This window comes from Micromonospora musae, assembly GCF_003626545.1.
In the GTDB taxonomy this organism is placed as follows: Bacteria; Actinomycetota; Actinomycetes; order Mycobacteriales; family Micromonosporaceae; genus Micromonospora; species Micromonospora musae.
The window spans coordinates 224,187-245,881 of the sequence record NZ_RAZS01000010.1 but is presented as its reverse complement, the minus strand read 5'-3'; the positions used below and the strand labels follow the sequence as shown (position 1 = coordinate 245,881).

Annotated in this window: 21 protein-coding genes, 6 tRNA genes and 1 pseudogene; 15 read left to right on the top strand and 13 right to left on the bottom strand. The window is 71.5% G+C overall.

From position 1 onward, the window contains the following. Window positions 1-51: 51 nt before the first annotated feature. From D7147_RS33795 to D7147_RS32500, 7 genes and pseudogenes are all read left to right on the top strand, one after another. A pseudogene (locus D7147_RS33795) lies at window positions 52-141 on the top strand (IS982 family transposase); the annotation flags it as partial. Window positions 142-527: 386 nt separating this feature from the next. Then, window positions 528-600 (top strand) — tRNA-Ala (locus tag D7147_RS25475). A 34-nt stretch (window positions 601-634) separates the two neighbouring features. Continuing rightward, window positions 635-706 (top strand) — tRNA-Gln (locus D7147_RS25470). A 33-nt stretch (window positions 707-739) separates the two neighbouring features. After that, a tRNA-Ser gene (locus D7147_RS25465) sits at window positions 740-829 on the top strand. A 1-nt stretch (window position 830) separates the two neighbouring features. Then, window positions 831-903 (top strand) — tRNA-Arg (locus tag D7147_RS25460). Between the two features lie 61 nt (window positions 904-964). Then, window positions 965-1,038: transfer RNA gene (locus tag D7147_RS25455), tRNA-Pro, on the top strand. 5 nt (window positions 1,039-1,043) lie between these two features. Beyond that, window positions 1,044-1,130: transfer RNA gene (locus D7147_RS32500), tRNA-Ser, on the top strand. A 91-nt stretch (window positions 1,131-1,221) separates the two neighbouring features. Here the strand turns inward: D7147_RS32500 and D7147_RS25450 are convergent. After that, window positions 1,222-2,835 (bottom strand): carboxylesterase/lipase family protein, encoded by a 1,614-nt coding sequence (locus D7147_RS25450; RefSeq protein WP_233563426.1) that lies wholly within the window; start codon window positions 2,833-2,835, stop codon window positions 1,222-1,224. 148 nt (window positions 2,836-2,983) lie between these two features. Here D7147_RS25450 and D7147_RS25445 point away from each other — a divergent pair, with 148 nt between their 5' ends. Further along, the gene (locus D7147_RS25445) at window positions 2,984-3,931 is read left to right on the top strand and encodes a TetR/AcrR family transcriptional regulator C-terminal domain-containing protein (protein WP_233563424.1); all 948 of its coding nucleotides are present in this window, start codon (window positions 2,984-2,986) and stop codon (window positions 3,929-3,931) included. 78 nt (window positions 3,932-4,009) lie between these two features. Here D7147_RS25445 and D7147_RS25440 read toward each other — a convergent pair whose 3' ends face one another. From D7147_RS25440 to D7147_RS25420, 5 genes are all read right to left on the bottom strand, one after another. Then, window positions 4,010-5,140, bottom strand: coding sequence for an erythromycin esterase family protein (locus D7147_RS25440; RefSeq protein ID WP_120681978.1), 1,131 nt, complete (start codon window positions 5,138-5,140; stop codon window positions 4,010-4,012). Window positions 5,141-5,265: 125 nt separating this feature from the next. Further along, a complete protein-coding gene (locus D7147_RS25435; RefSeq protein ID WP_120681976.1) occupies window positions 5,266-5,886 on the bottom strand; it encodes a hypothetical protein in 621 nt (206 codons plus the stop codon). A gap of 73 nt (window positions 5,887-5,959) precedes the next feature. Beyond that, window positions 5,960-6,979 (bottom strand): alpha/beta hydrolase, encoded by a 1,020-nt coding sequence (locus tag D7147_RS25430; protein WP_120681974.1) that lies wholly within the window; start codon window positions 6,977-6,979, stop codon window positions 5,960-5,962. A gap of 13 nt (window positions 6,980-6,992) precedes the next feature. Next, window positions 6,993-8,225: an SGNH/GDSL hydrolase family protein gene (locus D7147_RS25425; RefSeq protein ID WP_233563422.1), complete on the bottom strand. Its 1,233-nt coding sequence runs from the start codon at window positions 8,223-8,225 to the stop codon at window positions 6,993-6,995. A 157-nt stretch (window positions 8,226-8,382) separates the two neighbouring features. Then, the gene (locus D7147_RS25420; RefSeq protein ID WP_120681970.1) at window positions 8,383-9,723 is read right to left on the bottom strand and encodes a nicotinate phosphoribosyltransferase; all 1,341 of its coding nucleotides are present in this window, start codon (window positions 9,721-9,723) and stop codon (window positions 8,383-8,385) included. A 259-nt stretch (window positions 9,724-9,982) separates the two neighbouring features. On the opposite strand from D7147_RS25420, the gene D7147_RS25415 reads away from it, so the two are divergent. Then, entirely contained in the window at window positions 9,983-11,209 is a 1,227-nt protein-coding gene (locus D7147_RS25415) for a PucR family transcriptional regulator (protein WP_120681968.1), read from the top strand. A gap of 32 nt (window positions 11,210-11,241) precedes the next feature. Here D7147_RS25415 and D7147_RS32765 read toward each other — a convergent pair whose 3' ends face one another. The 4 genes from D7147_RS32765 to D7147_RS25400 all read right to left on the bottom strand — a co-directional run bounded on the left by D7147_RS32765 (window position 11,242) and on the right by D7147_RS25400 (window position 12,559). After that, window positions 11,242-11,415, bottom strand: a complete 174-nt coding sequence (locus tag D7147_RS32765; RefSeq protein ID WP_199716743.1) for a hypothetical protein — start codon at window positions 11,413-11,415, stop codon at window positions 11,242-11,244. Between the two features lie 88 nt (window positions 11,416-11,503). Then, the gene (locus D7147_RS25410; protein WP_120681966.1) at window positions 11,504-11,710 is read right to left on the bottom strand and encodes a helix-turn-helix domain-containing protein; all 207 of its coding nucleotides are present in this window, start codon (window positions 11,708-11,710) and stop codon (window positions 11,504-11,506) included. Continuing rightward, window positions 11,710-12,144: a DUF2975 domain-containing protein gene (locus D7147_RS25405; protein WP_233563421.1), complete on the bottom strand. Its 435-nt coding sequence runs from the start codon at window positions 12,142-12,144 to the stop codon at window positions 11,710-11,712. The genes D7147_RS25410 and D7147_RS25405 overlap by 1 nt, the downstream gene beginning before the upstream one ends. Before the next feature lie 184 nt (window positions 12,145-12,328). Further along, window positions 12,329-12,559 carry a DUF2188 domain-containing protein gene (locus D7147_RS25400; protein ID WP_120682026.1) on the bottom strand — a complete coding sequence of 77 codons (231 nt, stop codon included), beginning with the start codon at window positions 12,557-12,559 and terminating at the stop codon, window positions 12,329-12,331. A gap of 118 nt (window positions 12,560-12,677) precedes the next feature. On the opposite strand from D7147_RS25400, the gene D7147_RS25395 reads away from it, so the two are divergent. Next, window positions 12,678-13,388, top strand: coding sequence for a DNA alkylation repair protein (locus tag D7147_RS25395; RefSeq protein ID WP_120681962.1), 711 nt, complete (start codon window positions 12,678-12,680; stop codon window positions 13,386-13,388). A gap of 78 nt (window positions 13,389-13,466) precedes the next feature. On the opposite strand, the gene D7147_RS25390 is transcribed toward D7147_RS25395, so the two are convergent. Beyond that, window positions 13,467-15,380, bottom strand: a complete 1,914-nt coding sequence (locus D7147_RS25390) for a Xaa-Pro dipeptidyl-peptidase (RefSeq protein ID WP_120681960.1) — start codon at window positions 15,378-15,380, stop codon at window positions 13,467-13,469. A 412-nt stretch (window positions 15,381-15,792) separates the two neighbouring features. Between D7147_RS25390 and D7147_RS25385 the strand changes: the two genes are divergently transcribed. From D7147_RS25385 to D7147_RS25365, 5 genes are read left to right on the top strand one after another with little or no spacing between them, the layout of a single operon-like run. Beyond that, window positions 15,793-16,626: a carbohydrate ABC transporter permease gene (locus D7147_RS25385; RefSeq protein ID WP_120681958.1), complete on the top strand. Its 834-nt coding sequence runs from the start codon at window positions 15,793-15,795 to the stop codon at window positions 16,624-16,626. Beyond that, window positions 16,623-17,915: an ABC transporter substrate-binding protein gene (locus D7147_RS25380; RefSeq protein WP_120681956.1), complete on the top strand. Its 1,293-nt coding sequence runs from the start codon at window positions 16,623-16,625 to the stop codon at window positions 17,913-17,915. The genes D7147_RS25385 and D7147_RS25380 overlap by 4 nt, the downstream gene beginning before the upstream one ends. Then, window positions 17,902-18,918 carry an ABC transporter ATP-binding protein gene (locus D7147_RS25375; protein WP_233563419.1) on the top strand — a complete coding sequence of 339 codons (1,017 nt, stop codon included), beginning with the start codon at window positions 17,902-17,904 and terminating at the stop codon, window positions 18,916-18,918. The genes D7147_RS25380 and D7147_RS25375 overlap by 14 nt, the downstream gene beginning before the upstream one ends. A 23-nt stretch (window positions 18,919-18,941) precedes the next feature. After that, on the top strand, window positions 18,942-19,796 hold the full coding sequence (locus D7147_RS25370; RefSeq protein ID WP_120681955.1) for a carbohydrate ABC transporter permease: 855 nt from the start codon (window positions 18,942-18,944) through the stop codon (window positions 19,794-19,796). A gap of 18 nt (window positions 19,797-19,814) precedes the next feature. Continuing rightward, on the top strand, window positions 19,815-20,291 hold the full coding sequence (locus D7147_RS25365; protein WP_120681953.1) for a hypothetical protein: 477 nt from the start codon (window positions 19,815-19,817) through the stop codon (window positions 20,289-20,291). Window positions 20,292-20,324: 33 nt separating this feature from the next. Here the strand turns inward: D7147_RS25365 and D7147_RS25360 are convergent, their stop codons facing one another. Together D7147_RS25360 and D7147_RS25355 are read right to left on the bottom strand one after the other, a co-directional pair. Next, window positions 20,325-21,296 carry a hypothetical protein gene (locus D7147_RS25360; protein ID WP_233563417.1) on the bottom strand — a complete coding sequence of 324 codons (972 nt, stop codon included), beginning with the start codon at window positions 21,294-21,296 and terminating at the stop codon, window positions 20,325-20,327. Next, window positions 21,290-21,622, bottom strand: a complete 333-nt coding sequence (locus D7147_RS25355; RefSeq protein WP_120681951.1) for a PadR family transcriptional regulator — start codon at window positions 21,620-21,622, stop codon at window positions 21,290-21,292. Before D7147_RS25355 ends, D7147_RS25360 begins: the two co-directional genes overlap by 7 nt. Window positions 21,623-21,695 lie beyond the last annotated feature (73 nt).

Sequence of the window (21,695 nt, the reverse complement as noted above, 5' to 3'; positions counted from 1 at the left end):
GGCGACCCTCGACTCGATTGACCGCACGGCGAAGGGTGTCACTGTTTCCGTGTGACAGCGAACCTTGACAGCCTCCTCACGGCACTCTACGTGTTCTGTGACGAGCACGTCATCGGGCGTCGCCGGATCGGACGCCCGCCGTAAATGCGTTGCCCGCTCTCGTCACCATGCCTAACGTCGTCGTCAACAGATCAGGAAGGAGCAGCCGGTCATGATGAGCCACCCGAGCCCCGCACCGCAGCAGCGAATGTCGCCGCGCGGGCGAAGCCGCCGAGCCATGGCCGCCTCCTCCGTTCCCAGCCGCCCGAGCCGGTGGCGCGACTGACCGCGACCGAACCCGCGGAGGCCGCCCACCCAGCGAAGGGAACGGGCGGCTTTTTCGTACCCGGGAAACCAAACCCGCTAAGCACCTGACGCCTCGGCCAGCCGGCCGGAGGAGCAATGGTCATTGTCAACTTCACAGGGAAGAACAATCGGCGATCCGGCCGGCGGTAGCGCATCCCCGCAGCCCACCGGAGCGTCACGATGGGCCTGTGGCGCAGTCGGTAGCGCACCTGCTCGGCAGGCAGGAGGTGCCCGGTTCGAATCCGGGTAGGTCCACGCATGGTCCGGCGCGCGACGTCGCCCGGCCCGTTCCCGGATGGTCCAGTCGGCAGGACGCCGCACCCTGGATGCGGAGAGCTGGGTTCGAATCCTGGTCCGGGAGCTGCTCGACCCCCTCAGCCAGAGGGGATATCACGAAGGGTTGGCCGAGTGGCCTAAGGCGCCGCGGTGCTAACGCGGAGCGGGTTCACCCCCGCCGGGAGTTCGAATCTCCCACCCTTCGCCACGCCCCCGTAGCTCAGCGGAGAGAGCGCTTGATTACGGATCAAGAGGCCGGACGTTCGAATCGTTCCGGGGGCACGTACGCCTTTCCCGGCCGTCCTCACGACGGCCGGGAGGGAGCCGGCACCGCCGGCTCCGACGGGTAGTGGCGCAGCTTGGCAGCGCGCTTGCTTTGGGAGCAAGAGATCGCAGGTTCGAATCCTGTCTACCCGACTCCTGGTGAGGCCACCCGATCTGGTGCCGGGCGCCGTCTCGAAAACGGTCTGGGCCGAGAGGCCGTGTGGGTTCGACTCCCACCCTCACCGCCGAGCTGCCGGCCGGGCTCGTGCCCGCACGGATTGCGGCCCCGATGCGAGCGCCGCAATCCGTGCCGGGTGTCGACCGTCCGGCGGGTCCTCAGCTCGGGACGGACCGCCAGAAGGCGACCTGGTGTTCCCGGGCGAAATCGGTGCGGCCGACGCCGCCCGGCCCGGTGGCGAGTCGCTGCACGTAACCGGATCGGGCGTCGAAGCGGGTCCAGGAGGGCAGTCCCCGCCGGTTGGGGTCCCCGTGGTGGGCGAACGTGGTCCAGTAGCCGGCCAGCACCGCGGAGAGTCGCTGCTGCGCGGCGGAGAGCGGCCGCGCGTAGTCGACGGCGAACAGGTACGGCAGCTCGGCGGTGTGATACGCGCCGGTCGGGAAGCTCACCGGCGCCGCCTCGGTGAAGAACGGCGCCTCCCGGTCGGCGAACTCGTACATGAAGGTCGGGACGTACCGGCTGAACTGTGCGGCGGTCTCCAGCACCGGCTGCGCGTACTGGAAGTCGGTCATCGCGGCGGAGAGCGCCTCGGAGGGCGTGCCGTAGGTCGCCAGCGGATAGCGGGCGGCCACCTTCGACGCCTGCGCGTCGAACGTGGCGCCGAGCTGCTCCCGGTGCTGCTCTGCGGTGAGCGCGCACGGCATCTCCTGGCCCGGCGCGCAGAGCATGCCGGTGCGTTCCATGCCCCAGACCTGCGCGCGGTACTCGTCCCGGGTCACGCCGATGAGGATCGGCACCCGATGGAACCGGCCCGTGGCGACCGCCTCCGCCGGGTCGACCGGCAGCATCGGCCCGCCGGCGACCGGGCCGGACTCCCACGCGGACTGACCCGGGTAGCCGGCCGCCTCGATCAGTTCCTGCGCCGACCGGCCGCGTAGGCAGGCCGCGACGCCGGCCGCGTCCCCGTCGCAGCCGACAGCCGCGACGAGCGCGTCCGCGCCGGCTGCCGTTTCCCGGCGGGTACGCAGCGGGGTGCTGCACGAGTTGCTCTGCAGGATCGCGCGGTGGAACAGTCCGGCGGAGTCGGGCGCCGCGAGGTGGGCGCAGACGCTGGTGGCGCCGGCCGACTGCCCGGCGAGGGTGACGTTGCGCGGGTCACCGCCGAACGCGGCTATGTTGGCCCGTACCCAGCGCAGCGCCGCTTGCTGGTCCTCCAGCCCGAAGTTGCCTGAACCGCCGACGTCGGGGCGGGTCAGGAAGCCGAGCGGCCCGAGGCGGTAGTTCACCGTCACCACGACCACGTCGCCCCCGACCGCCATGGTGCGCCCGCCCCAGGTGTCGCCCTGGCCGAGGAAGAAGTGCCCGCCGTGCAGCCACACCACCACCGGCAGCGGCTTCCCGCCCCGCCGGGTCGGCGGCGCGGTGACGTTCAGGTAGAGGCAGTCCTCGCTGACGCTGGGCCGATCCGTCGGTAGACCGGCCAGTTGGGCGCAGCCCGGCCCGGGTCGGGTGGCGTCGCGCACTCCGCTCCACGCCGGGGCCGGTTGCGGCGACCGCCAGCGCAGCGCACCGACGGGCGCGGCGGCGTAAGGGATGCCCCGGAACGACAGGTGGTCTGCGGTCACCGTGCCCCGCACCAGCCCCTGGCCGGTGCGCGCCACACCCGACCCGCGCTCCGGGCCGGTCGTGCCGGCCCCCACAGCGCCCACCGAAACCAGTGCCGCGACGGCGAGTGCCGTGACGGCCCACCAACGCTTCCTCGACTTGGCCACCTGTCGCCTCCAGAATCGCTGTGTACGTGGTACCTGTCCGGGCCGAGCCTCCGTCCATCCGCCAGTCCCCTCAACCAGGGCACTAGTGCGCCCGGCGGGCCGGTCGGGACGGCGGCGAGGCGCACTAGTGCAGCGGGAGGGAGACGGTGTGACGTCCAGCGAGGCCGCACCGGTGTCGGCACGCATCAGCGCGGAGCTGCGTAGGCGCATCGCCGCCGGTGAGCTCCGGCCGGGCGATCACCTGCCCTCCACCCGGCAGCTCGTGCGGGACTGGGGCGTGGCGATGGCCACCGCCAGCAAGGCCCTGGCCGTACTGCGGCAGGAGGGGCTGACCGAGACGGTTCCCGGCGTGGGCACGATCGTCGCGCCCCGCCGAGCACGTCGCAGCGGCGATTCGCATCCCGGGCGGCGGGTGGCCGGCGACGCCGACGTCTTCCGCGATCGGGTCGTGCGTACCGCCATCACGATCGCCGACGTCGAAGGCCTCGCGGCGACCACGATGCGTCGCGTCGCGACGGAGCTGGAGGTGGCGACCGTGGCCCTCTACCGTCACGTACGCGGCAGGGAGCACCTCGTCACCCTCATGGCGGACGCGGCGTTCGCCGCCCACCCCCTGCCCGCGAAGCCGATCGGTGACTGGCGTAGCCGGCTGGAACTGCTCTGCCGCACCCAGTGGGCCATGTACCGGCGGCATCCGTGGCTCGCCCACGTCGTCTCGCTCACCAGGCCGCTGCTCACACCGCACGCGATCGCACACACCGAATGGACCATGCGTGCGGTCGCCGACCAGGGGCTCGGCCCCACCGCTCTCATCCACGTGGCGGCGACGGTCGCCAACTTCGTCCGCGGCACCGCCGTCGGCCTGCAGCGGGAGGCCGAGGCCGAACAGGACACCGGCCTCACCGACGACGAGTGGATGCACGCCCAGAGCAGCGAACTCGCTGCGGCGCTTCGCAGCGGCCGCTATCCGATCCTGGCCCGCATCTCCGCCCGTGACGACGTCGACCTCACCCTCGACAGCCTCTTCGACTTCGGCCTGCAGCGCATGCTGGACGGGATCGCACTGCTGTGCGGGGTCCGGCCCGGCCCCGGTTGAGCGACACCAACTCCTCGACGTCGGGGTGTCCGGCTCGGCGGATGCCCCAACGTCGAGCAGGTCGAGTGGGAACCAGCGCTAGCCGGTGATGTGCAGGATCGCGTCAGCGCCGTCGATCGTCGCCTGTTCGAGCGGGAAGTACCCCTGCTGCGGGGTGGTGTCTTCTCGCCTGCGGGCCGGCGACACCTCGGCCGCCGGGAGCAGGCCCCAGTCGGTGATGCGGCGTTGCAGGAGCCCCTCGAAGGTGTCCGGCGCGGGCTCGCCGAGCTTGAGGGCCGTGCTGCGCCCGAGGCTGCCCGCGATGAAGGTGTAGTTTCCGATCCCCAGGGAGTCGACGATGGCCCCGGCGCCGTACCAGTCGGCGCTCAGGTCGCCCAGACGCCAGGCGCTCACGTTTCGTTGCAGGTGCGAGTTGTGGGCGCAGAGCATCGTGGGGCCGCGCTCCGCCTCCACACGGCGGATGTCGAGCAGGTTGCGGGCCATCAACGTGTCCCGAGTGGTCAGCAGGAGGCAGATCCGCTCGCTCTGCGGGAGGGGCCGCGCCGCCTGCCAGTGGTAGTGGAGCAGCCCGAGGCCGGCGTCGAGGTGCGTCCTGGCCCGGAGCCACTCGGCACGGGAGGTCCGGGCGATCAGCTCCGGTGCGCGGGCGTGCAGCCGGGTGAGCAGGTCCTCGCCGATGCTTCGCAGCCGCTCGGCTTCGGGCGTACGGCCCATGGACCTGGCGAAGTCGAGGATCGCCTCGTCGCGGCTCCAGCGGTGGTCGTCCCCGGCGATCTCCGCGAGGTCGAGGTCCTCGATCTGAAGGTAGTCGCGGGCGTGCTCGAAGTAGCTTCTCGGGCTGGGCGCGCTGGTGTTCTCGGTCGGAGCGTCGAAACCGTGGAACGTCACGCGCTCCTGCGCGGGCCGGTGCCGGTTGTGCTCCCGCAGCCAGGCGACCAACCGCCGGTTGGCGTCCAGGGCGCCGAAGTCGTGGGAGAAGCCTTCGGCCAGCACCGTGGCGAGGTTTCCGGTGCCGTGCAGTACGTGGTCGTTGACGGCGAGCGCGGCCACCCGATCGGTTTCGAGGGCGATCGAACGGAAGCCGAGCTGGACCAGTTGGGCGAAGAGTTCGTTGCGGACCGCGCCGAAGGCGGGCTCCTGGTGGGTGGGCTCGCCGAGGGCGAGGAGGTCACCTGGTTCGGGTACGAGGTCGCGAATGTGCTGGCTCATGTGGCTCAACCGTACCGTTGAAACCTCGGTGGAGACTTTCTGCGGCGAGCGACGAGGTACGCCGCGCGAAAGCCTCAATCGACTGTTCAGGCGAGTGCTGGAGCGGGGCGCTGCGACCCGACGGCTCAGCGGTGGCCGGTCGGCTGCGGGAGCGTCGTGTCCGGGTAGACGATGAGCGGCTCGTACGGCGAGGTGCGACGCCGCCGGTAGAAGGCGTTCGCGGCCGGCAGCGCGAGCAGGACGAGGGCGACGAGCAGTGCGGGGGAAGCCACGAAGCCGGAGACGGCGTCCACGGGCTCGACCCATCCGGGCATGAGCCGGCCGGCGATCGCTTGGACGCTCTCCCAGTCGGTGGTGTCCCGAGCCGGATCGGCACCGCCGGACGGCAGGAGCCTCAGCGCGAGCCAGAAGCCCGAGAACGCCAACGTCACCCCGCCGAGGGCCCAGGTGACGATCCGGGTCCAGTTCCATCCGCCGAGGTTGGCCAGCGCCAGCGCCAGGAGGGCGAGCGCGGAGAGCGCCACGACCAGACCGACGACCATGAGGAAGACCATCGGTAGGGCGGCGAAGCCGTTGGGCGTGCCCACCCGCTCGTGAGCCCTGAGGTAGACGTTCTGCGACACCGCCTCCGCCGCCACCTGCGCGAGCCGGGCCAGGCCGCTGAGCGCCAGCAGCAGGCTGGACGCGAGAACGATCGGATGCGGGCGTCGGCGGGCCGTGCCGGTCGTGTCGATCCCCGTGTTCATGTGCATGAATGCTAGTCAGCGGTCGCTGGTGGAGGGCACCCGCCGTTGGTCGGCGGCGGGTGCCCCCACCGGCCTACCGCTCGGCGGAGTGGACCGCCGCGCCGCGTCCGGTCCGCAGGGCGTCCAGCAGCATCGGCAGCGCCCGGTGCAGTTCGCGCTGCCAGTACGGCCAGCTGTGCGTGCCGGGGCCGTAGAAGTCGGTCTCGACGGAGACACCCACGTCGCGCAGCCGGTCGACGACGTCGAGGTTCTCCTGGTAGATGAGCGCCTCCAGGCTGTCCGTCGCGCCGGGCTGATCGAACGGTCCGCCCGCGGTGCCGTCACCGCTGGCCACGAAGAGCGCCGTGTGGCGCAGCCGCTTCGCGAGGTGGTACGGGTCGTGTGCCGCCCAGATCCGCCGCTGCGCCACCGGGTCGCCCCAGAGGTCGTACGGGTCGAGCCCGGTGCGCCCGAAGAACGGCAGCCAGAACGAGGCGTCCCGCAGCGGGTGCAGGACGCCGCTGAACGACGCGGCGGCCCGGAACATCCCCGGGTTGCGGGCCGCGTACGACAGGGCGCCGAAGCCGCCCATCGACAGCCCGGCCACGGCGCGCTTCGGGCCGGCGCCGTATCCCCGCTCGGTGAGCTGACGTACCTCGCGCAGGTGGAAGGTCTCCCATGCCGGGGTGCCGCCCCGACCTGCGTTCCACCAGTCGCTGTACCAGCCGGCGGCACCGGCCTCCGGCATGACGACGAGGACGTCCCGCAGCTCGGGGATGCTCGCGACGTCGGTCGAGCGGGTCCAGCTCAGGTAGGAGTCGCAGCAGCCGTGCAGCAGGTAGAGCACCGGCCACCTGTCCCCGCGCCTGCGCTGCTCCCAGCCGTCGGGGGTGAGCAGCCGTACGTTCGCCGTCGTGCCGAGCGCCGGCGACTGGATGGTCAGGTCGACCAGACGTGGCCCGACCGTCGTCTCCCGCACCACGTACGCCCCGTCGGCGGCCCGGACGGGCGCGGCCGTGGCGGTTGTCGCGGCGAGGGCCGGCGTCGGCGCGGAGAGTCCGGCCAGCAGGAGCCCGGCCGCGAGCGCGGCGCGGAGCACCGATGATCTGTTCATGTCCTCTCCCCCGTTATCGGCAGACGGCTCTGAGATCCACGGCCCGCGCCATGGCGGTGAAACCGGCGTCGCCGGGGTGCAGGTGGTCGCCCGAGTCGTACGCGGGGTTGATCCGGCCGGGGTTCGCCGGGTCGCGGGTGGCGGCGTCGAGGTCGACCACCGCGTCGAACTCGCCGGAGGTGCGGATCCACTGGTTGACGGCCTGCCGGTCGGCCTCACCGGCGGCGCTGTAGTAGCCGGCGCCCTCGTACGGCAGGATCGTGGCGCCCACGGCGCGGATGCCGGCCTGGTGCGCCCGGGCGATGAACTGCCGGTACACCGCGATGAGCTGCTCCGGTTCGAGGGTGCCGCGGCTGTTGCCGATGTCGTTGATGCCCTCCAGCAGCACGACCGAGCGGACGCCGGCCTGTCCGAGCACGTCACGGTCGAACCGCGCGAGGGCGGAGTCGCCCGCCGAGCCGGTGTTGGCCAGCAGCCGGTTACCGCTGATGCCGGCGTTGAGCACGCCGCATCGCCGGGCCTCGGGCAGCCGCGTCAGCCGGTCGGCCACCTGATCCGGGTAGCGCAGGTTCGCGTCGACGGTCGAGACGACCCCGTCGGTGATGGAGTCGCCGAAGAAGACCACCGATCCGGCCGCCCGGGAGACGACGTCGACGCCGGAGAGGAAGTACCGCGCGGTGTCCAGCGGAGTGAAGTCGCCGCCGGCGTCGGTGGTGGCGTCGCCGGCGGCGCGGAAGGAGGTGGCGTAGCCGGCGGGGTGCCAGGTGGTCGGGCCGGTGGGGCCGGGCAGGTACGTGCTGACCACCAGGTCGGAGTTCGCGGCGACCTTCAGGCGCAGCGGATCGGACCACCACTCGGATCCGGCGGGGATCGTGACCGACCGAACGCCCGCGAACGTGACGGGGCGCAGGGCCCGCTCGGTCACCTGCGGCGTTCCCGATCCGCCGGAGCGCGGGGCCACGGTGACCGCGCCGACGGTCAGGGGTGTGGTTCCGTAGACGTTGCTGAGGCGTACCCGGATGCTGTCGCCGCCGATCGACAGGTGCGCGACCTGCCGCAGCGTGGTGTCGGTGAACCCGGTGGCCGACGTGCCGGTGGTCCTCGGCTCGGCCACCGCCACCGTCCAGCTGCCGATCCAGTCGGCGCGGGCGTGCGACTGCGCGGTGGCGCTCGCCGGCAGGAGGCCGATCACCGCGGTGAGCGTCGCGGCGGTGGTGAGGCGTACTCGTAGACGTTTCGATGTCACACCCAGCTCCTCGTCTCGAGTTTCAGGAAGGGGTCGCCGGCCGGCGGGGCCGATGAAATCACGTACCGTGATCATCTGATAGCGCATCGACGGTCATCGGTACGGTCAGCGCGACGAGTGGACGGTTGGCTGAGCCGAGCGGCGAGCGGGGCTGCGATCAGCGGCCGCCATCTTGGCGCGCCTCCGCCGCCACCCGGTCCCGCAGCGCGGCCAGCGCCGGGCTGACCAGAACGGTCAGCGGCTGCGGCTGAGCCAGCCGTCGCGCCGACCCGGGCAGCCAGGTGAGCTCCGCCTCGAATCGCCGCCGCGCGGCGCGCACCAGGTCGGCGGGGGCACACGTGTCGAGGCGGCGTCCGTCGCACATCACCGGCACCAGCAGCGGCTCCCGGTCGGCGGGTACCGGCTCGTCGCGGAGCCCGATCACGTCGCACGCGACACCTGTCGCATCCCGGAACACCTGCTTCGGGCCGGGGAGCGTGGCCTTGCCGGGGGAGAGTTTCAACACCGGCCGGTCACCGATGGAGACCAGCTTGTACGCGCTGTCCAGCGACGGCGCGTCGTAGGAGACGCCCATCTTCGTCCCCACGCCGTACCCGTCGATGGGCGCGCCCGCCGCGACGAGGCCGGCGATGACGTCCTCGTCGAGGCTGCCGCTCGCCACGATCCGGGCTCGGCCCAGCCCCGCCTCGTCGAGGATCGCCCGGGTCTGCCGAGCCAGCGCCGCGAGGTCACCGGAGTCGAGCCGGACCCCGAACGGGCCGGTCAGCCCCAGCTCCTCCACCACGTCGACGGCGGCCCGCACCCCGTCCGGTGTGTCGTACGTGTCCACCAGGAAGATCGGGTCGACCGGGAAGTCGGTGGCGAAGGCCCGGAACGCGGACCGTTCGTCCGGGAACGCCTCCACGTAGGAGTGCGCCATGGTGCCGGACGGGGTGAGGCCGTAGCGGACGGCCGCCTCGACGTCGCTGGTCGCCGCGAAGCCGGCGATGGCCGACGCCCGGGCGACCCCCGCCCCGGCCTCGAACCCGTGGGTACGCCGGAACGCGAAGTCGATCAGTTGAGCGTCGCCCGCGGCGATGCGGCAGCGGGCGGCCTTGCTGGCGATCGTGGTCTGGAAGGTGATCAGGTTGAGTACGCCGGTCTCCACCAGCTGCGCCTCGGCGATCGGCGCGGTGACCTCCAGCAGCGGTTCGTCGGCGAAGACCACGCGGCCCTCCGGAACGGCCCAGACGTCGCCGGTGAAGCGCAGCGTCGACAGCGCGGCCAGCGTCGACCGGTCGAAGCCGCCGACCCGGCGCAGGTAGTCGAGGTCGGCGGCGTCGAGCGAGAAGTCCTCCAGGAACGTGAGCGCCTCGGCCAGTCCGGCGGCCACGAGGAAGCCCCGCCGGGACGGAAGCCGGCGGGAGAAGAGGCTGAACGTCGCCGGCCCGGTCATTCCGTGCCGCAGGTAGCTGGCGGCCATCCGCAGCTCGTACAGGTCGGTCCGCAACCCACTCATGTCGCCTCCTCAACCACGGCACCACTGTGGTGGACGCGGAGTCGGGATGTGTGGGAAACGGGAGATCCCGGGCGGCGCGTCCCGACCAGCGGGCGTCGAGGTCGGCTACGGGCCGGTAGGCGGTTGTCCCGGTCGATGTCGACAAGCATGATCGTTCTGTGCGGCCTTGGCGCGGCCGGGCCTGGAGGCTCGGTAGGCCGCACCGGTGGGTACCAGTCCACCGTGTGAGGTCCAACGAGGAGGTGACCGGAGGAATGTCATGCAGGATGAGTTGCAACGCCTCGTCGACGCGCTTGCCGCGTATGCAGGACGACCCGCGCTGATCGAGGACCGGCGCCAACGGGTGGTGGTCTACAGCGAGCACAACGGACCGATGGACGACGTACGGCGCGCCTCGATCCTGCGCCGGCAGACCACCCCGGAGGTGATGGCCTGGTTCCGTAACGTCGGCATCATGGACGCCCGGGAACCGGTACGCACACCGGCCTCCGGGGAGCTGGACCTGCTGCCGCGGGTCTGCGTACCGATCCGTCACCAGGATCTGCTGCTCGGGTTCGTCTGGTTCATCGACCCGGAGGGCACCATGGCCGACACGGACATCGCCGCCACCGGTCTGATGAGCGAGCTGTCGCTGGCGCTCTACCGGGAGAACCTCCTCGGCGAGCTCGCCTCGCAGCGGGAGACCGAGGCCGCCCGAACGCTGCTCTCCGACAACGAGGCGACCCGGGTCCGGTCGGTACGCGCCCTGCGTGAGGCCGGCATGATCGCCGACGGGTCGGCGACCGCCCTCGTGGCGCAGCTCGTCGCCTGCGACGGGGATCCGCTCGACGAGCTCGCCCGGCTCGCCCTGGAGCAGGCCCTGGTCACCACCCGGCGGTGGGTCGGCACCCGGGAGGCGCTGCACCTGGTCCGCGACGACCACGGGGTGCTGCTGATCGCCGGTGGTCGGGGCGCGGGACGCCCCTCCCCCGAGGTCGCCGCGAAGCTACTCGACGACAACCTGCGGCATACGACCCGGGGCCTCGGCTCGATCGAGCGTGCGGTGGTCGGGATCGGGCAGACGCGGCCCGGCCTGGCCGAGGCCTTCGGGTCGTACGGGGAGGCGTTGCAGGCCGCCCGGGTCGGCGTACGGCTACCGGCCCTCGGCGGCGTGGTCTCCTGGTCGGGTCTGGGGATCTACCGGGTGCTGTCCCGGCTGGAGGGGCGGCACCTCGACATGGCCGACGTGCACCCGGGTCTGGAACGGTTGCTGCGCGAGCAGCCCAATCCGGTGCTGTTGCGGACCCTGGAGCGCTACCTCGACCTGGCCGGCAACGCCCACGCCACCGCCGAACAGCTCCGGCTGCACCGGACCACGCTCTACTACCGGCTGCAACGGATCGAGGAGCTGGCCGAGACCGACCTGAAGAACGGCAACGAGCGGCTCTGCCTACACCTGGCGCTCAAGCTGGGCCGGCTCACCGGCGCGTACCACCCGGAGGACTGACGGAGCGCGCCGTGCCGGGGCACGGCGCGGCGTCACTGTCGCCCGTCGCGGCGGATCGTCCGCACTCCGAGCCCGATCGTGGCGATCACGAGCAGGGCGCCCAGGAGCTGGAGGCCCGGGGAGTCGTCGGCCTCGCCGTACACGACGGCGGCGACGCCGATCACGACGGCGAGGAGGGCGACGGGGGCGAGGATGACGTACCTCATCGGGTCTCCTTCCGGCGGCCGAGGCCGGCGGCGGTCTCGTGGGTGGGCGCGTCGACGGTCGACGTCGCCGGCAGGTGCGGCGAGGTGCTCATTCGTCGACCCATTCGAGGAGGTCACCGGGCTGGCAGTCGAGCACCCGGCACATGGCTTCGAGGGTGCTGAACCGGACGGCCTTGGCGCGACCGTTCTTCAGCACCGCGACGTTGGCGGGTGTGAGCCCGACACGTTCGGCGAACTCACCGACGCTCATCTTGCGCTTGGCGAGCTGGACGTCGATGCGTACGACGATCGGCATCAGATCACCGCTTCCATGTCGGTACGCAGGGTGGTGGCCTGGCGCAGCAGGGCACGCATGACGACCATCAGCAGCCCGATCACCGCGACGCCGATCAGCAGCAGGAGCAGCACGAGCGGAGCGCCAGGGTCGTCCGCGTTGATCCCGACCCAGAGGAACACGCCCAGGAGCACCACCCAGGCGGCGGCGATGGCCCACACGATGGCGTCGACCCAGGCCAGGGCGGGCTGGCTGAAGATCCGGTCGTTCTTGACCATGCTGAGCAGCTTCCAGGTCGCCACGATCACCACCTGGACGCAGAGCACCCAGAAGACGGTGATGGCGGTCAACGGCCACCTGAGGTAGGCGTCCTGCGGGGACTCCTTGGCCATGTGGGCGAACTGTCCGGGCAGCGACAAAGTCTGGAACAGGACCAGGATCCCGAACAGCAACACGAGGAAGACTCTGAGAGCGGCTACCGCCCGATGTTCCGTCACCATGTATCGACTATCACCCGTTACCTATCGAAAGTCAATAGGTTCAAGGATTCGGCAGGGCCGGCAACGGCACGCCGACCTGTCGTGACCGCCGGTGGCGTCCGGAGGTTTGGACGCCACCCGATCCGTCGGAGCCGGGCCCTCAGCCCTCGATGTCGCGCGGATCCCGGCTACGCGGGTACGTGTTCTTCTCCCCGATCGTGCCGTCCTGCTTCTTGATCACGTGCTCCGTGCCGCGCTCGACAGCCGTGTCCCGGCCGGCGGCCGCCGCCTCCGACTTCGTGTCGTGCGTGCTGCTGGCGCGCTCGTTGCCCTCGGGACGGTTCTTCCACTGCCCGTCCTCCTGGTACGTCTCGACGTCGCCCTTCGACATGACCTGACCTCCCTCGATCGCATGGTCGGTCACGAATACCTGCCCGCGGCGGACTCCGCCAAACGTCCGCCCCCGCTTCACCTGGTTTCGCGGGCCGGTCGCGGTAGGTTGCACAGTCATGGCCACGGTCGCCGACATCCGTCACGAACTCACCGACCTCGCCGACCCACTGCGGGCGGCGAGGCTGAGCCGGTTCCTGCAGATGGTCCCGGGCGGGTACGGCGAGGGCGACCGGGCCATCGGCGTCTCCGTGCCGGACCAGCGCAGGGTGGCCGCCCGGCACTGGCGCGACCTGCCACTGGCGGAGACGGTACGGCTGCTGACCAGCGGCGTGCACGAGGAGCGGCTGACGGCGCTCTTCATCCTGGTGCGGAAGTTCGGCAGCGGGAACGACGACGAACGGTCCCGGATCTTCGACGTCGTCCTGGCCCACACCGGCCACATCGACAACTGGGACCTGGTGGACTCGTCGGCACCGTACATCGTCGGCCCCTGGCTGATCGACAAAAACCGCGACGTCCTCGATCGGCTGGCCCGGTCGAACCTCGTGTGGGACCGGCGCATCGCCGTCATGGCCACCTTCGCCTTCATCAAGGCCGGCGACTTCCAGTGGACCTTCCGTCTCACCGATCAACTCCTGCGCGACCCGCACGATCTCGTGCGGAAGGCGGTCGGCTGGATGCTGCGCGAGGTCGGCAACCGGGACCGGGCGGCAGAGGAGGAGTTCCTGGCGAGTCGTTACCAGGTCATGCCACGAGTCATGCTGCGCTACGCGATCGAGAAGTTCGAACCGCGGCGACGCCGGGAGTACCTGACGGGTGCGGTCTAGGCGCACCCCGCGGTCCGCGAGAGGGCGGGGCGACACACGTCGCCCCGCCCTCTCGTCACTCGATCCGGCCTCCGGAGGTCACAGACCGGCCTTCTCGGCGGCCCTCCGGCCGCCGACGACCGGCAGCTCGATCCGGCTGCTGTCGAAGTGGACGGTGATCTCGGCCTGGTTCTGCTTCGCCCGGCTGCTGTAGCCGGAGTACGAACCGAGCAGCACCACACCGATCTGGTTCCCGGCGTCGAAGACGTAGTCCTCGGGCAGCAGCGGCACGTCGACGCTGTTCTTCTTCCCCGGCCGCAGCGGGGTCGACTTGGACAGCGAGTCGAGGTTCAGACCGTCCAGGATGCCCTTGGTGACGAGCGCCTGCGGATCGGTGGCCACGTTCTTGGCGGTCTCCCGGTAGCAGGCCTCCTCGGCGTACCCGCCCCAGTTGGCCTGCTCACCCCAGCAGTCCTCCTCGGTCAGGGTCCGGATGCCGTCGCCGGCGGTGCCGAACCGGGGACGGGTGCCGTAGTCGACGAGCAGACCGGCGAAGCTGGTGTCCTCGCCGTTCACCGACGCCTTGATCCGCACGACCGGGGTGCCGGAGATGTGCAGCGGCGCCCGCAGCGGCTGAGACAGGAACACCAGCCGGTTCGCCGTGTTCGCCGCCGGGTCCGACGGGTGCCGGATCGCGTTGGTCTGGCTCATCGACGGCGTGTCCTGGAAGGTACGGGAAACCTTGCCGTGCTCCGGCCGGACCGAGAGCGCACCAGCGGCACCCTCGGCGCCGGGCCGCAGGAACACCGAGGTCTTCTGGCTCGTCGGGATCGGCCAGTCGCGGTGGGTCTCCCAGACGTCCGGGGCCCGCTCGATGTCGGCCCGCGGCTCGTTCATGATGCCGTTCTTGACGCCCTGCAGCCAGAAGTCGAACCAGCGGTGCAGGGTGTCCACCCACTCACCCCGACGGAAGTCGAACGGGTCGACGTGGCCGGTGCCGGTCATCCAGAGCTTGCGGGGCACGTTGTTCTTGGCGAGGGCGTCCCACCACTTGCTGAAGTGGTCCGCGCGGACGTTGTCGTCGTTGATGCCGTGCACCACGAAGACACTGGCGCGCACCCGCTTGGCGTCCGGGACGTAGTCACGCTCGGCCCAGAAGTCGCTGTAGTCACCGGTGGTGTCGTCGCTCTCCACCCCGAGCCGCTCCCGGACCGGTGCGCAGTACGCCCGCCGCTCCGGGTTCGTGACTGTGTTGGAGAGGCTGCCCGAGTAGTTGTTGCCCCGGGTGACCAGGCCGTTGCTGCGCGAGTAGTCGTACCAGCTGGAGATGGCCGAGATCGGCACGATCGTGGAGAGCCCCTTGACGCCGGTCGCGGCGGCCGCGTTGGCGAGGGTGCCGTCGTACGACTTGCCGATCATGCCGGTACGGCCGTTGTGCCAGTCGGCCACGACCCGCTCGCCGGCGGCGTTGGTGCCCTTCCGCCGACCGTTGAGCCAGTCGATCGCCGTCGGCGCGCTGATGTTGTCGCCCCGTCCGCCGGTGACCGGGCAGCCCGTCGAGTGGTTGGTCCCGATCATGTCGAGCAGGATCACCGCGTAACCACGCGGGACGAAGTAGTTGTCGTAGAAGAGCGGCCACTTGTCGTTGAGGCCGTCGCCGTCGACGTCGTCCTTGCACTCGCTCTCGTTGCCCCGGCACACCGTCGAGTAGTACGGGCTGGCGTCCATGATGACCGGAACGTCCAGCCCGCGCTCGCTGGCCTTGGGCCGCATGATGTCCATGGCCACGACGTCACGGGCGCCGTCGCCGTCGGTGTCCACATCGGAGGTGACGAATACCCGCTCGCGGATCGCGTCGGCGTACCCGAACACCGGTTGGGTGACTCCGTCCCGGACGACCGGTCGGAGACGATCCCCGGACGGGCTCGCCGTCGCGGCGGCCGCCGGCAGGCCCACGGCGACGGTCAACGCGACCACCACCGACGACCGCCACCAGCTCCTCGTGGTTCGCATGGTGCTCCTTCCCTGATCCGGCACCGGCGCAGTCGCCGGCCGTTCCGGGCAGGGACGGCCGGCCGCGGGTGCGGCATGCATCGAACCCTAGAAATCCAGCCGGGACCGGTCATCGGACAGGTGCGGGAGTTGATCGTTCCCGGCTCCTACGTCTGTCGCATACCTTCGCTACCGGCCGTGACCGGCAGCCGCGCAGGCCACCGGCGCGCTGCCGGACCTGCCGGAGTGCGACAGGCGTAGCAGCGCCGGGGGGTGATTCCGTCAGGTGCCCGATGACGCACACGCCCGGCCGCCATAGGTTCGGCCGCACCAGCACGCCGAACGGTCAACCCGGCGGGCCCTGTCGCCGGTGTCGACCCGGGCGGGGCACGCCGACCGGTGAGAAGGGCAGGATGTGCGGTCCGAAGGCGCCGTGGCACTGCGGTTCGTCGGGCGGTTCGTGGTGCCGGCACTCTTCGCGGCGCTCTTCACCGCCCCGCTGTGGTTCATGGTGGTCGGCTCGCTGCGGCCCGTCGGAGAACCACCGCCGCGCACCCTGGAGCTGCTGCCGCCGGACCCGACCGTGGCCGCGTACACCCGGCTGCCGGAGCTCATCCCCCTCTTCCGCTACCTGGCGAACTCGGCGCTGGTCGTCGCGATCGCTGTGCCGGTGACCGTGCTCGTCGCGTCGCTGACCGGCTTCGGGCTGCGCCTGCTCAGCCCGGCGGCCCGTCGTCGCGCCGTGCTCGGCCTGCTGGCGGTGCTGCTCGTACCGGTCACCGCCGTCTGGGCCACCCGCTTCGAGCTGTTCCGGCTCGCCGGCGTCGTCGACACGTACGTGCCGCTGCTCGCCCCGGCGCTGCTCGCCGGCAGCCCGCTGCTCGTGCTGCTCTACGCGTGGGCGTTCGGCGGCGTACCGGAGAGCCAACTCGGGGCGGCCCGGCTCGAAGGCGCCGGCTGGTTGACGATCTGGCGGCGGGTGGCGCTGCCCCAGGTGCGCCCGGCGACCCTCGCGGTCGCCGTGCTCGCCTTCACCCTGCACTGGTCGAACCTGATCGACCCGCTGCTGTACCTGCACAGCGGCGACCGCTACACGTACCCGCTGGGCCTGCAGTTCCTGCGGCTGCTGAACCCGACCGACTGGCCGCTGCTGATGGCCGGCTGTGTCGTGGCGACCGCGCCGTGCGTCGTGGTGTTCCTGCTGGCCCAGCGCATCCTGCTGAACGACGATCCGCTGGCCGCACTGAGATCTGGAGGTCGTAGGTGAACCGATTCCGCCGGTACGCCGCCCTGGTCACCGCCGCGCTGCTGCTCGGTGTCACCGCCTGCGACAGCGGCGGCGAAGCGGAGGACGACGCGGGGATCACCATCGTGCTCTTCGGCGACGCGGATGAGATCGCCGGCTACCGCAGCATGATCGACGCGTTCGGCGACGCCCAGCCGGACGTCCCGGTGACGCTCTCCCCGGTCGCCACCCAGGACGAACTGATGGCCCGGCTGACCACCTCGTTCGCCGGCGGGCAGCCACCCGACGTCTTCCTGCTGAACTACCGCCGGTACGGGCAGTTCGCCGCCCAGCAGGCGATCGAACCGGTGCAGTCGTACCTCGACCGCAGCAGCGTGCTGAAGGAGAGCGACTTCAGTCCCCGGGCGCTGGACGCGTTCCGGTTCGACGGCGAGAAGCTCACCTGCCTGCCGCAGAACATGTCCTCCCTCGTCGTCTACTACAACGCCGACCTCTTCGCGAAGGCCGGCGTGCCCCTGCCGAAGGCGGGCTGGACCTGGGACGACTTCCTCGCCGCCGCCCGCGCACTGACCGGCGACGGGAAGTACGGCCTCGGCGTCGAACCCTCGGTTCCGAGGCTCGCGCCGTTCGTCTGGTCGAACGGCGGCGAACTCGTCGACGATCCGAACCGACCGACCGCGCTGACCCTCACCCGCAACCCGCCCACCCGCCGGGCCGTCGACTGGTTCCTCGACCTGCAACTGAAACACCACGTCGTACCACCCGACGCCGAGGAGCAGAGCGAGTCGAGCGAGGACCGGTTCCTGCGCGGCACGCTCGGCATGTACCTCAACAGCCGCGTCGCCGTACCCACGCTGCGCACCATCGAGGGCTTCACCTGGGACGCCGCACCGCTGCCGGTCGCCCCCGGCGGGGTACCCGCGTCGATCCTGCACAGCGACGCCTACTGCATGAGCGCCGGCGCACCCAACCACGACCGGGCGTGGCGGTTCATCGAGTTCGCGATGGGTGAGCAGGGACAGCAGATCCTCGCCGGGTCCGGCCGCACCGTGCCGTCCCGCCTCGACGTGGCGAACTCCCCCGTCTTCCTCGACCCGCAGGAGCCGCCACGGTCGTCCCAGGTCTACCTCGACGCCGAACCGCACCTGCGCGCCACCCCCCGCACCGGCACCTGGTCCCGTGTGGAACGGGAGGCGGACGCCCTGCTCGAGGAGGTCTTCTACGGCCGGGTCGGCCGCGAGGAGGGGCTGCGGAACCTGGAGGAGAAGATCCGCCCGCTCTTCACCCTGCCGGTGGGTGCAGGTGGGTGAGCGCGGCGCGATTCGGATCGAGTCGCTGACCAGGTCGTACGGGCGGGTGGTCGCCCTCGACGCCGTCGACCTGGAGGTGCGGGCCGGGGAGCTGATGACCCTCGTCGGCCCGTCGGGCTCGGGCAAGTCCACGATGCTGCGACTGATCGCCGGGCTCGACCGCCCGGAGCGCGGCCGGATCCTCGTCGACGGGCAGGACGTCTCCCGAGTCCCTCCGCACCGGCGGTCCGTCGCGATGGTCTTCCAGGACTACGCGCTCTACCCGCACCTCACCGTCCTCGGCAACCTCCTCTTCGGCCTGCGGGTGCGCCGGGTCCGCCGGGACGAGGCCGAACGGCGGGCGCGCTCCGCCGCCGAGCGGTTGGGCCTCGCCGATCTGCTCGACCGCTACCCCGACCAGGTCTCCGGCGGGCAGCGTCAGCGGGTCGCGCTGGCCCGCGCGCTGCTGCGCGAGCCCGCCGTGTACCTGCTCGACGAGCCGCTGGCCAGCCTCGACGCGCCGCTGCGCTTCGCCACCCGCGCCGACCTGCTCGCGCTGCACCGGGACCTCGGCAGCACCACCGTTCACGTCACGCACGACCAGGCGGAGGCGATGACCCTCGGCGACCGGGTCGCCGTCCTCGACCGCGGCCGGATCCGCCAGCTCGGGCCACCCCAGCAGGTGTACGACGAACCCGCCGACACGTTCGTCGCCGGATTCCTGGGCAGCCCCCCGATGAACCTGGTGCCCGGCGGTGGTCTGCTCGGCGGCTCCCCCGGCCTGATCCTCGGCGTACGTCCGGAGGACCTGATCCTCGACTCCGACGGGCCGATCGAGGTCAGCGTCGACGCGGTGGAGGCGCTCGGCAGCGAGAGCATCCTGCTGACCCGGGCCACCGACGGCACCCGGCTCACCGTACGGGCGGCGGCCCGCTGCGGGGTACGGCCCGGTGACACGGCCCGACTGCGGCCGGACCCGGCTCGCCTGCACCACTTTGACGCCGAGACGGGACGGCGGAGGTGACCTCGGATCGCGGCCGTAAACCAATGACCGCGTGGGCGTTCCTCACCCCGTACGCGATCGCGGTCGGGCTCCTGATCGCGCTACCGGCGCTGCTCAACGTCGGCTACGCCTTCACCGACCACACCGGACTGACGCGTGATCCGCAGTTCGTCGGCCTCTCCAACGTCCGCCGGATGTTCAACGACGGTTTCCTGCTCGACAGCGTGCGGGCCTCGGCGATCCACCTGGCGCTGGCCGTACCGCTGCGGCTGCTCGCCGCCGTCGGCCTCGGCCTGCTGCTGGCCGCGCCGCGACCGGGCGGACGCTGGTTCCGGGCCGCCGTGTACCTGCCGACGGTCGTACCGGACGTGGCCCTCGCGGTGCTCTTCCTCTGGGTGCTCAACCCGCTCTACGGCCCGCTCAACCAGCTGCTCGGTCTCTTCGGGCACTCCGGCTTCACCTGGCTCTCCGACCCCGACACGGCCCGGCTCGGGGTGGCGCTGATGCTGATGTTCCCCATCGGTGAGGGCTTCCTCGTCGTCCTCGCCGCCCGCCGGATGCTCGACGGCCGGCTCTACGAGGCGGCGGCGCTGGAGGGCTGCGGGCCGTTCGGCCAGCTGCGCCGGATCACCCTGCCGTTGCTCGCCCCGGTCCTGCTGCTGCTCGCCGTGCGGGACACGATCCTGACCCTGCAGGTCAACTTCGTGCCCGCCTACATCCTCACCGACGGTCGACCCGCGAACGCCACGCTCTACCTGCCGGTCTACATCTTCGACCAGGCCTTCGAGTTCTCCGGCTTCGCGTACGGCGCGCTGATCACGACCGTCCTCATGGTGGTCACCGCGATCGTCATCACCGCGCTGCTGCTCGTCGTACGACGGTGGCGGGTGCTGCGCTGAGCGTGCCATGCTGCGACGGTGAGACTCCGGATACTCGCCGTCGTCGTCACCATCCCGCTGCTGCTCGTCGCCTGCGGCACGGACTCCGGTCCCGGGCAGCGGCCCGCCGGACGGGGGCCGGAGATGCTGGCGAACCTGCCCAGTTGCGACCGGGTGCCGCTGGACACCGGCGCCGAGGTGCAGGCGCGGGTCTCCGGCCTGCTCCTGCCCGAGGACGCCCGGGTGACGTCCGTCGTGGAGCAGGGCGCGCTCACCACGGTCGAGGCGACCGTCCGAATGACACCGCTGGACGTGCGCGCCCATTACGAGCAGCGCGGCGACCTCGACCTGCTCCGCATCGAGGACGAGATCTTCGAGACCGAGGTGCTGATGCGGGCGCAGCAGCGACGAACGTACCTTCGTGCCACCGCCCTCTGCGCCGACGGAACGACGCTGACCGCGGTGGTGGGCCCGGACTCGGAGGACGCGGGCCTGCCCGAGTTCCAGAGCCGATAGCGTCGCCGTGCGCTGCCACGCCGATGGCCGCCGTCAGGCGATCGACGCCTGTGGCGGGAGAGCGGCCTCCGGTTCGCCCCGGGAGGCGCGTCCGGCATTGATCACGTACGCGAGCGCGTACGGAGTGATCGCCAGGTAGAGGACGGCCTCGGTCACCACCACGTCCGTGATCAGGAAGATCTCCCACGGTGTCGGCCTCGGCAGGCCGAACGACCAGTCGGTCCAGGTGGTGAAGAGCCAGAGCGGCGCGGACACCCGATCGACGGTGTCGTACTGCGCCATACCGTCGATGATCGTGCCCGGTCCGGCGGGGATCTGGTTCACCACGGTGAGGACGACGGCCAGGTCGGCGGCGACGAGCGCACCGATGACGCCGAAGCACCATGCGGCGCGGACCCGGCCCCGTCCGGCGAGCGCGGCCGCGCCCCAGAGCACCAGCGTCAGGAAGGTCAGCCAGCTCAGCAGGCCGGGGGCGGCGCGGACCAGACCCTCGACGCTCATCGCGTACTCGATGCCGACGATGACGACACCGACCGGAAGCATGATGCCGAGCGCCGTACGCAGCGGCCCGGTCAGCGCGGAGCGGCGACCCCAGCGCGCCGCGAACCGGGCCAGGAGCACCGCCAGCCCGGCCGTCATCGCCGTCCAGAGCGGCATCTGCGCCCGCGTCCACCAGGCGAAGGCGGTGAGCAGAAGCTGGCTCACCACGACGTTCATCACGATCCCGCTGATCACCACGATGGCCACGCCGCCGAACGGGGCGAGCAGCAGCGCGGCCGCGGTCCGGCCGACCGGTCCGCGTACCGGCTGCCGGCCGGCGAGCGGGCCGTCGGTCCTGCTCAGCGCGAGGCTCGCCGCGAAGCGCAACATCCGCAGTCGCCGCCGCCGCGTGGCGAGGACGTGCAGCTCGGCGCTCCACTCCCGCCGCAGGTCGTCGCGGAGCGCGGCCGGCCAACGCCGCGCGGCCGCGTCCAGCAGGGCGTCGGCGAGCCGGCGGGTCACCACGCGGCCGCGCCCCTCGGCTCGGCGTTCCCCCGGGCCGGCCGCGCGTCCCGGTTGAGGGCGTGCAGCTCGGCGAGGGCCTGGCGGGCGGCGGTGGCTCCTTCTGCGGTGAGCCGGTAGTAGCGGCGCGCGGGCCGGCCCTCGGTGGCGGGGTCGATCGTCTCCCAGTCGGCCTCGACCCAGTGGGCGCGCTGAAGCCGGTGCAGCACGGGGTAGACGGTGCCGCTGGGCAGGCCGGTCAGCTTCATGAGATCCAGCCCGTACCGCTCTGCGTCGGGCTCGGCCAGCAGGGCCGAGAGCACTTTCACCACCGGAAGCGTCAACCGCACCCGGGCAACTATATCGGTTGTCTACATAGGGTGTTCCCCCCCATCCGAACCGCCGGCCGGCCGGCATGTGTGA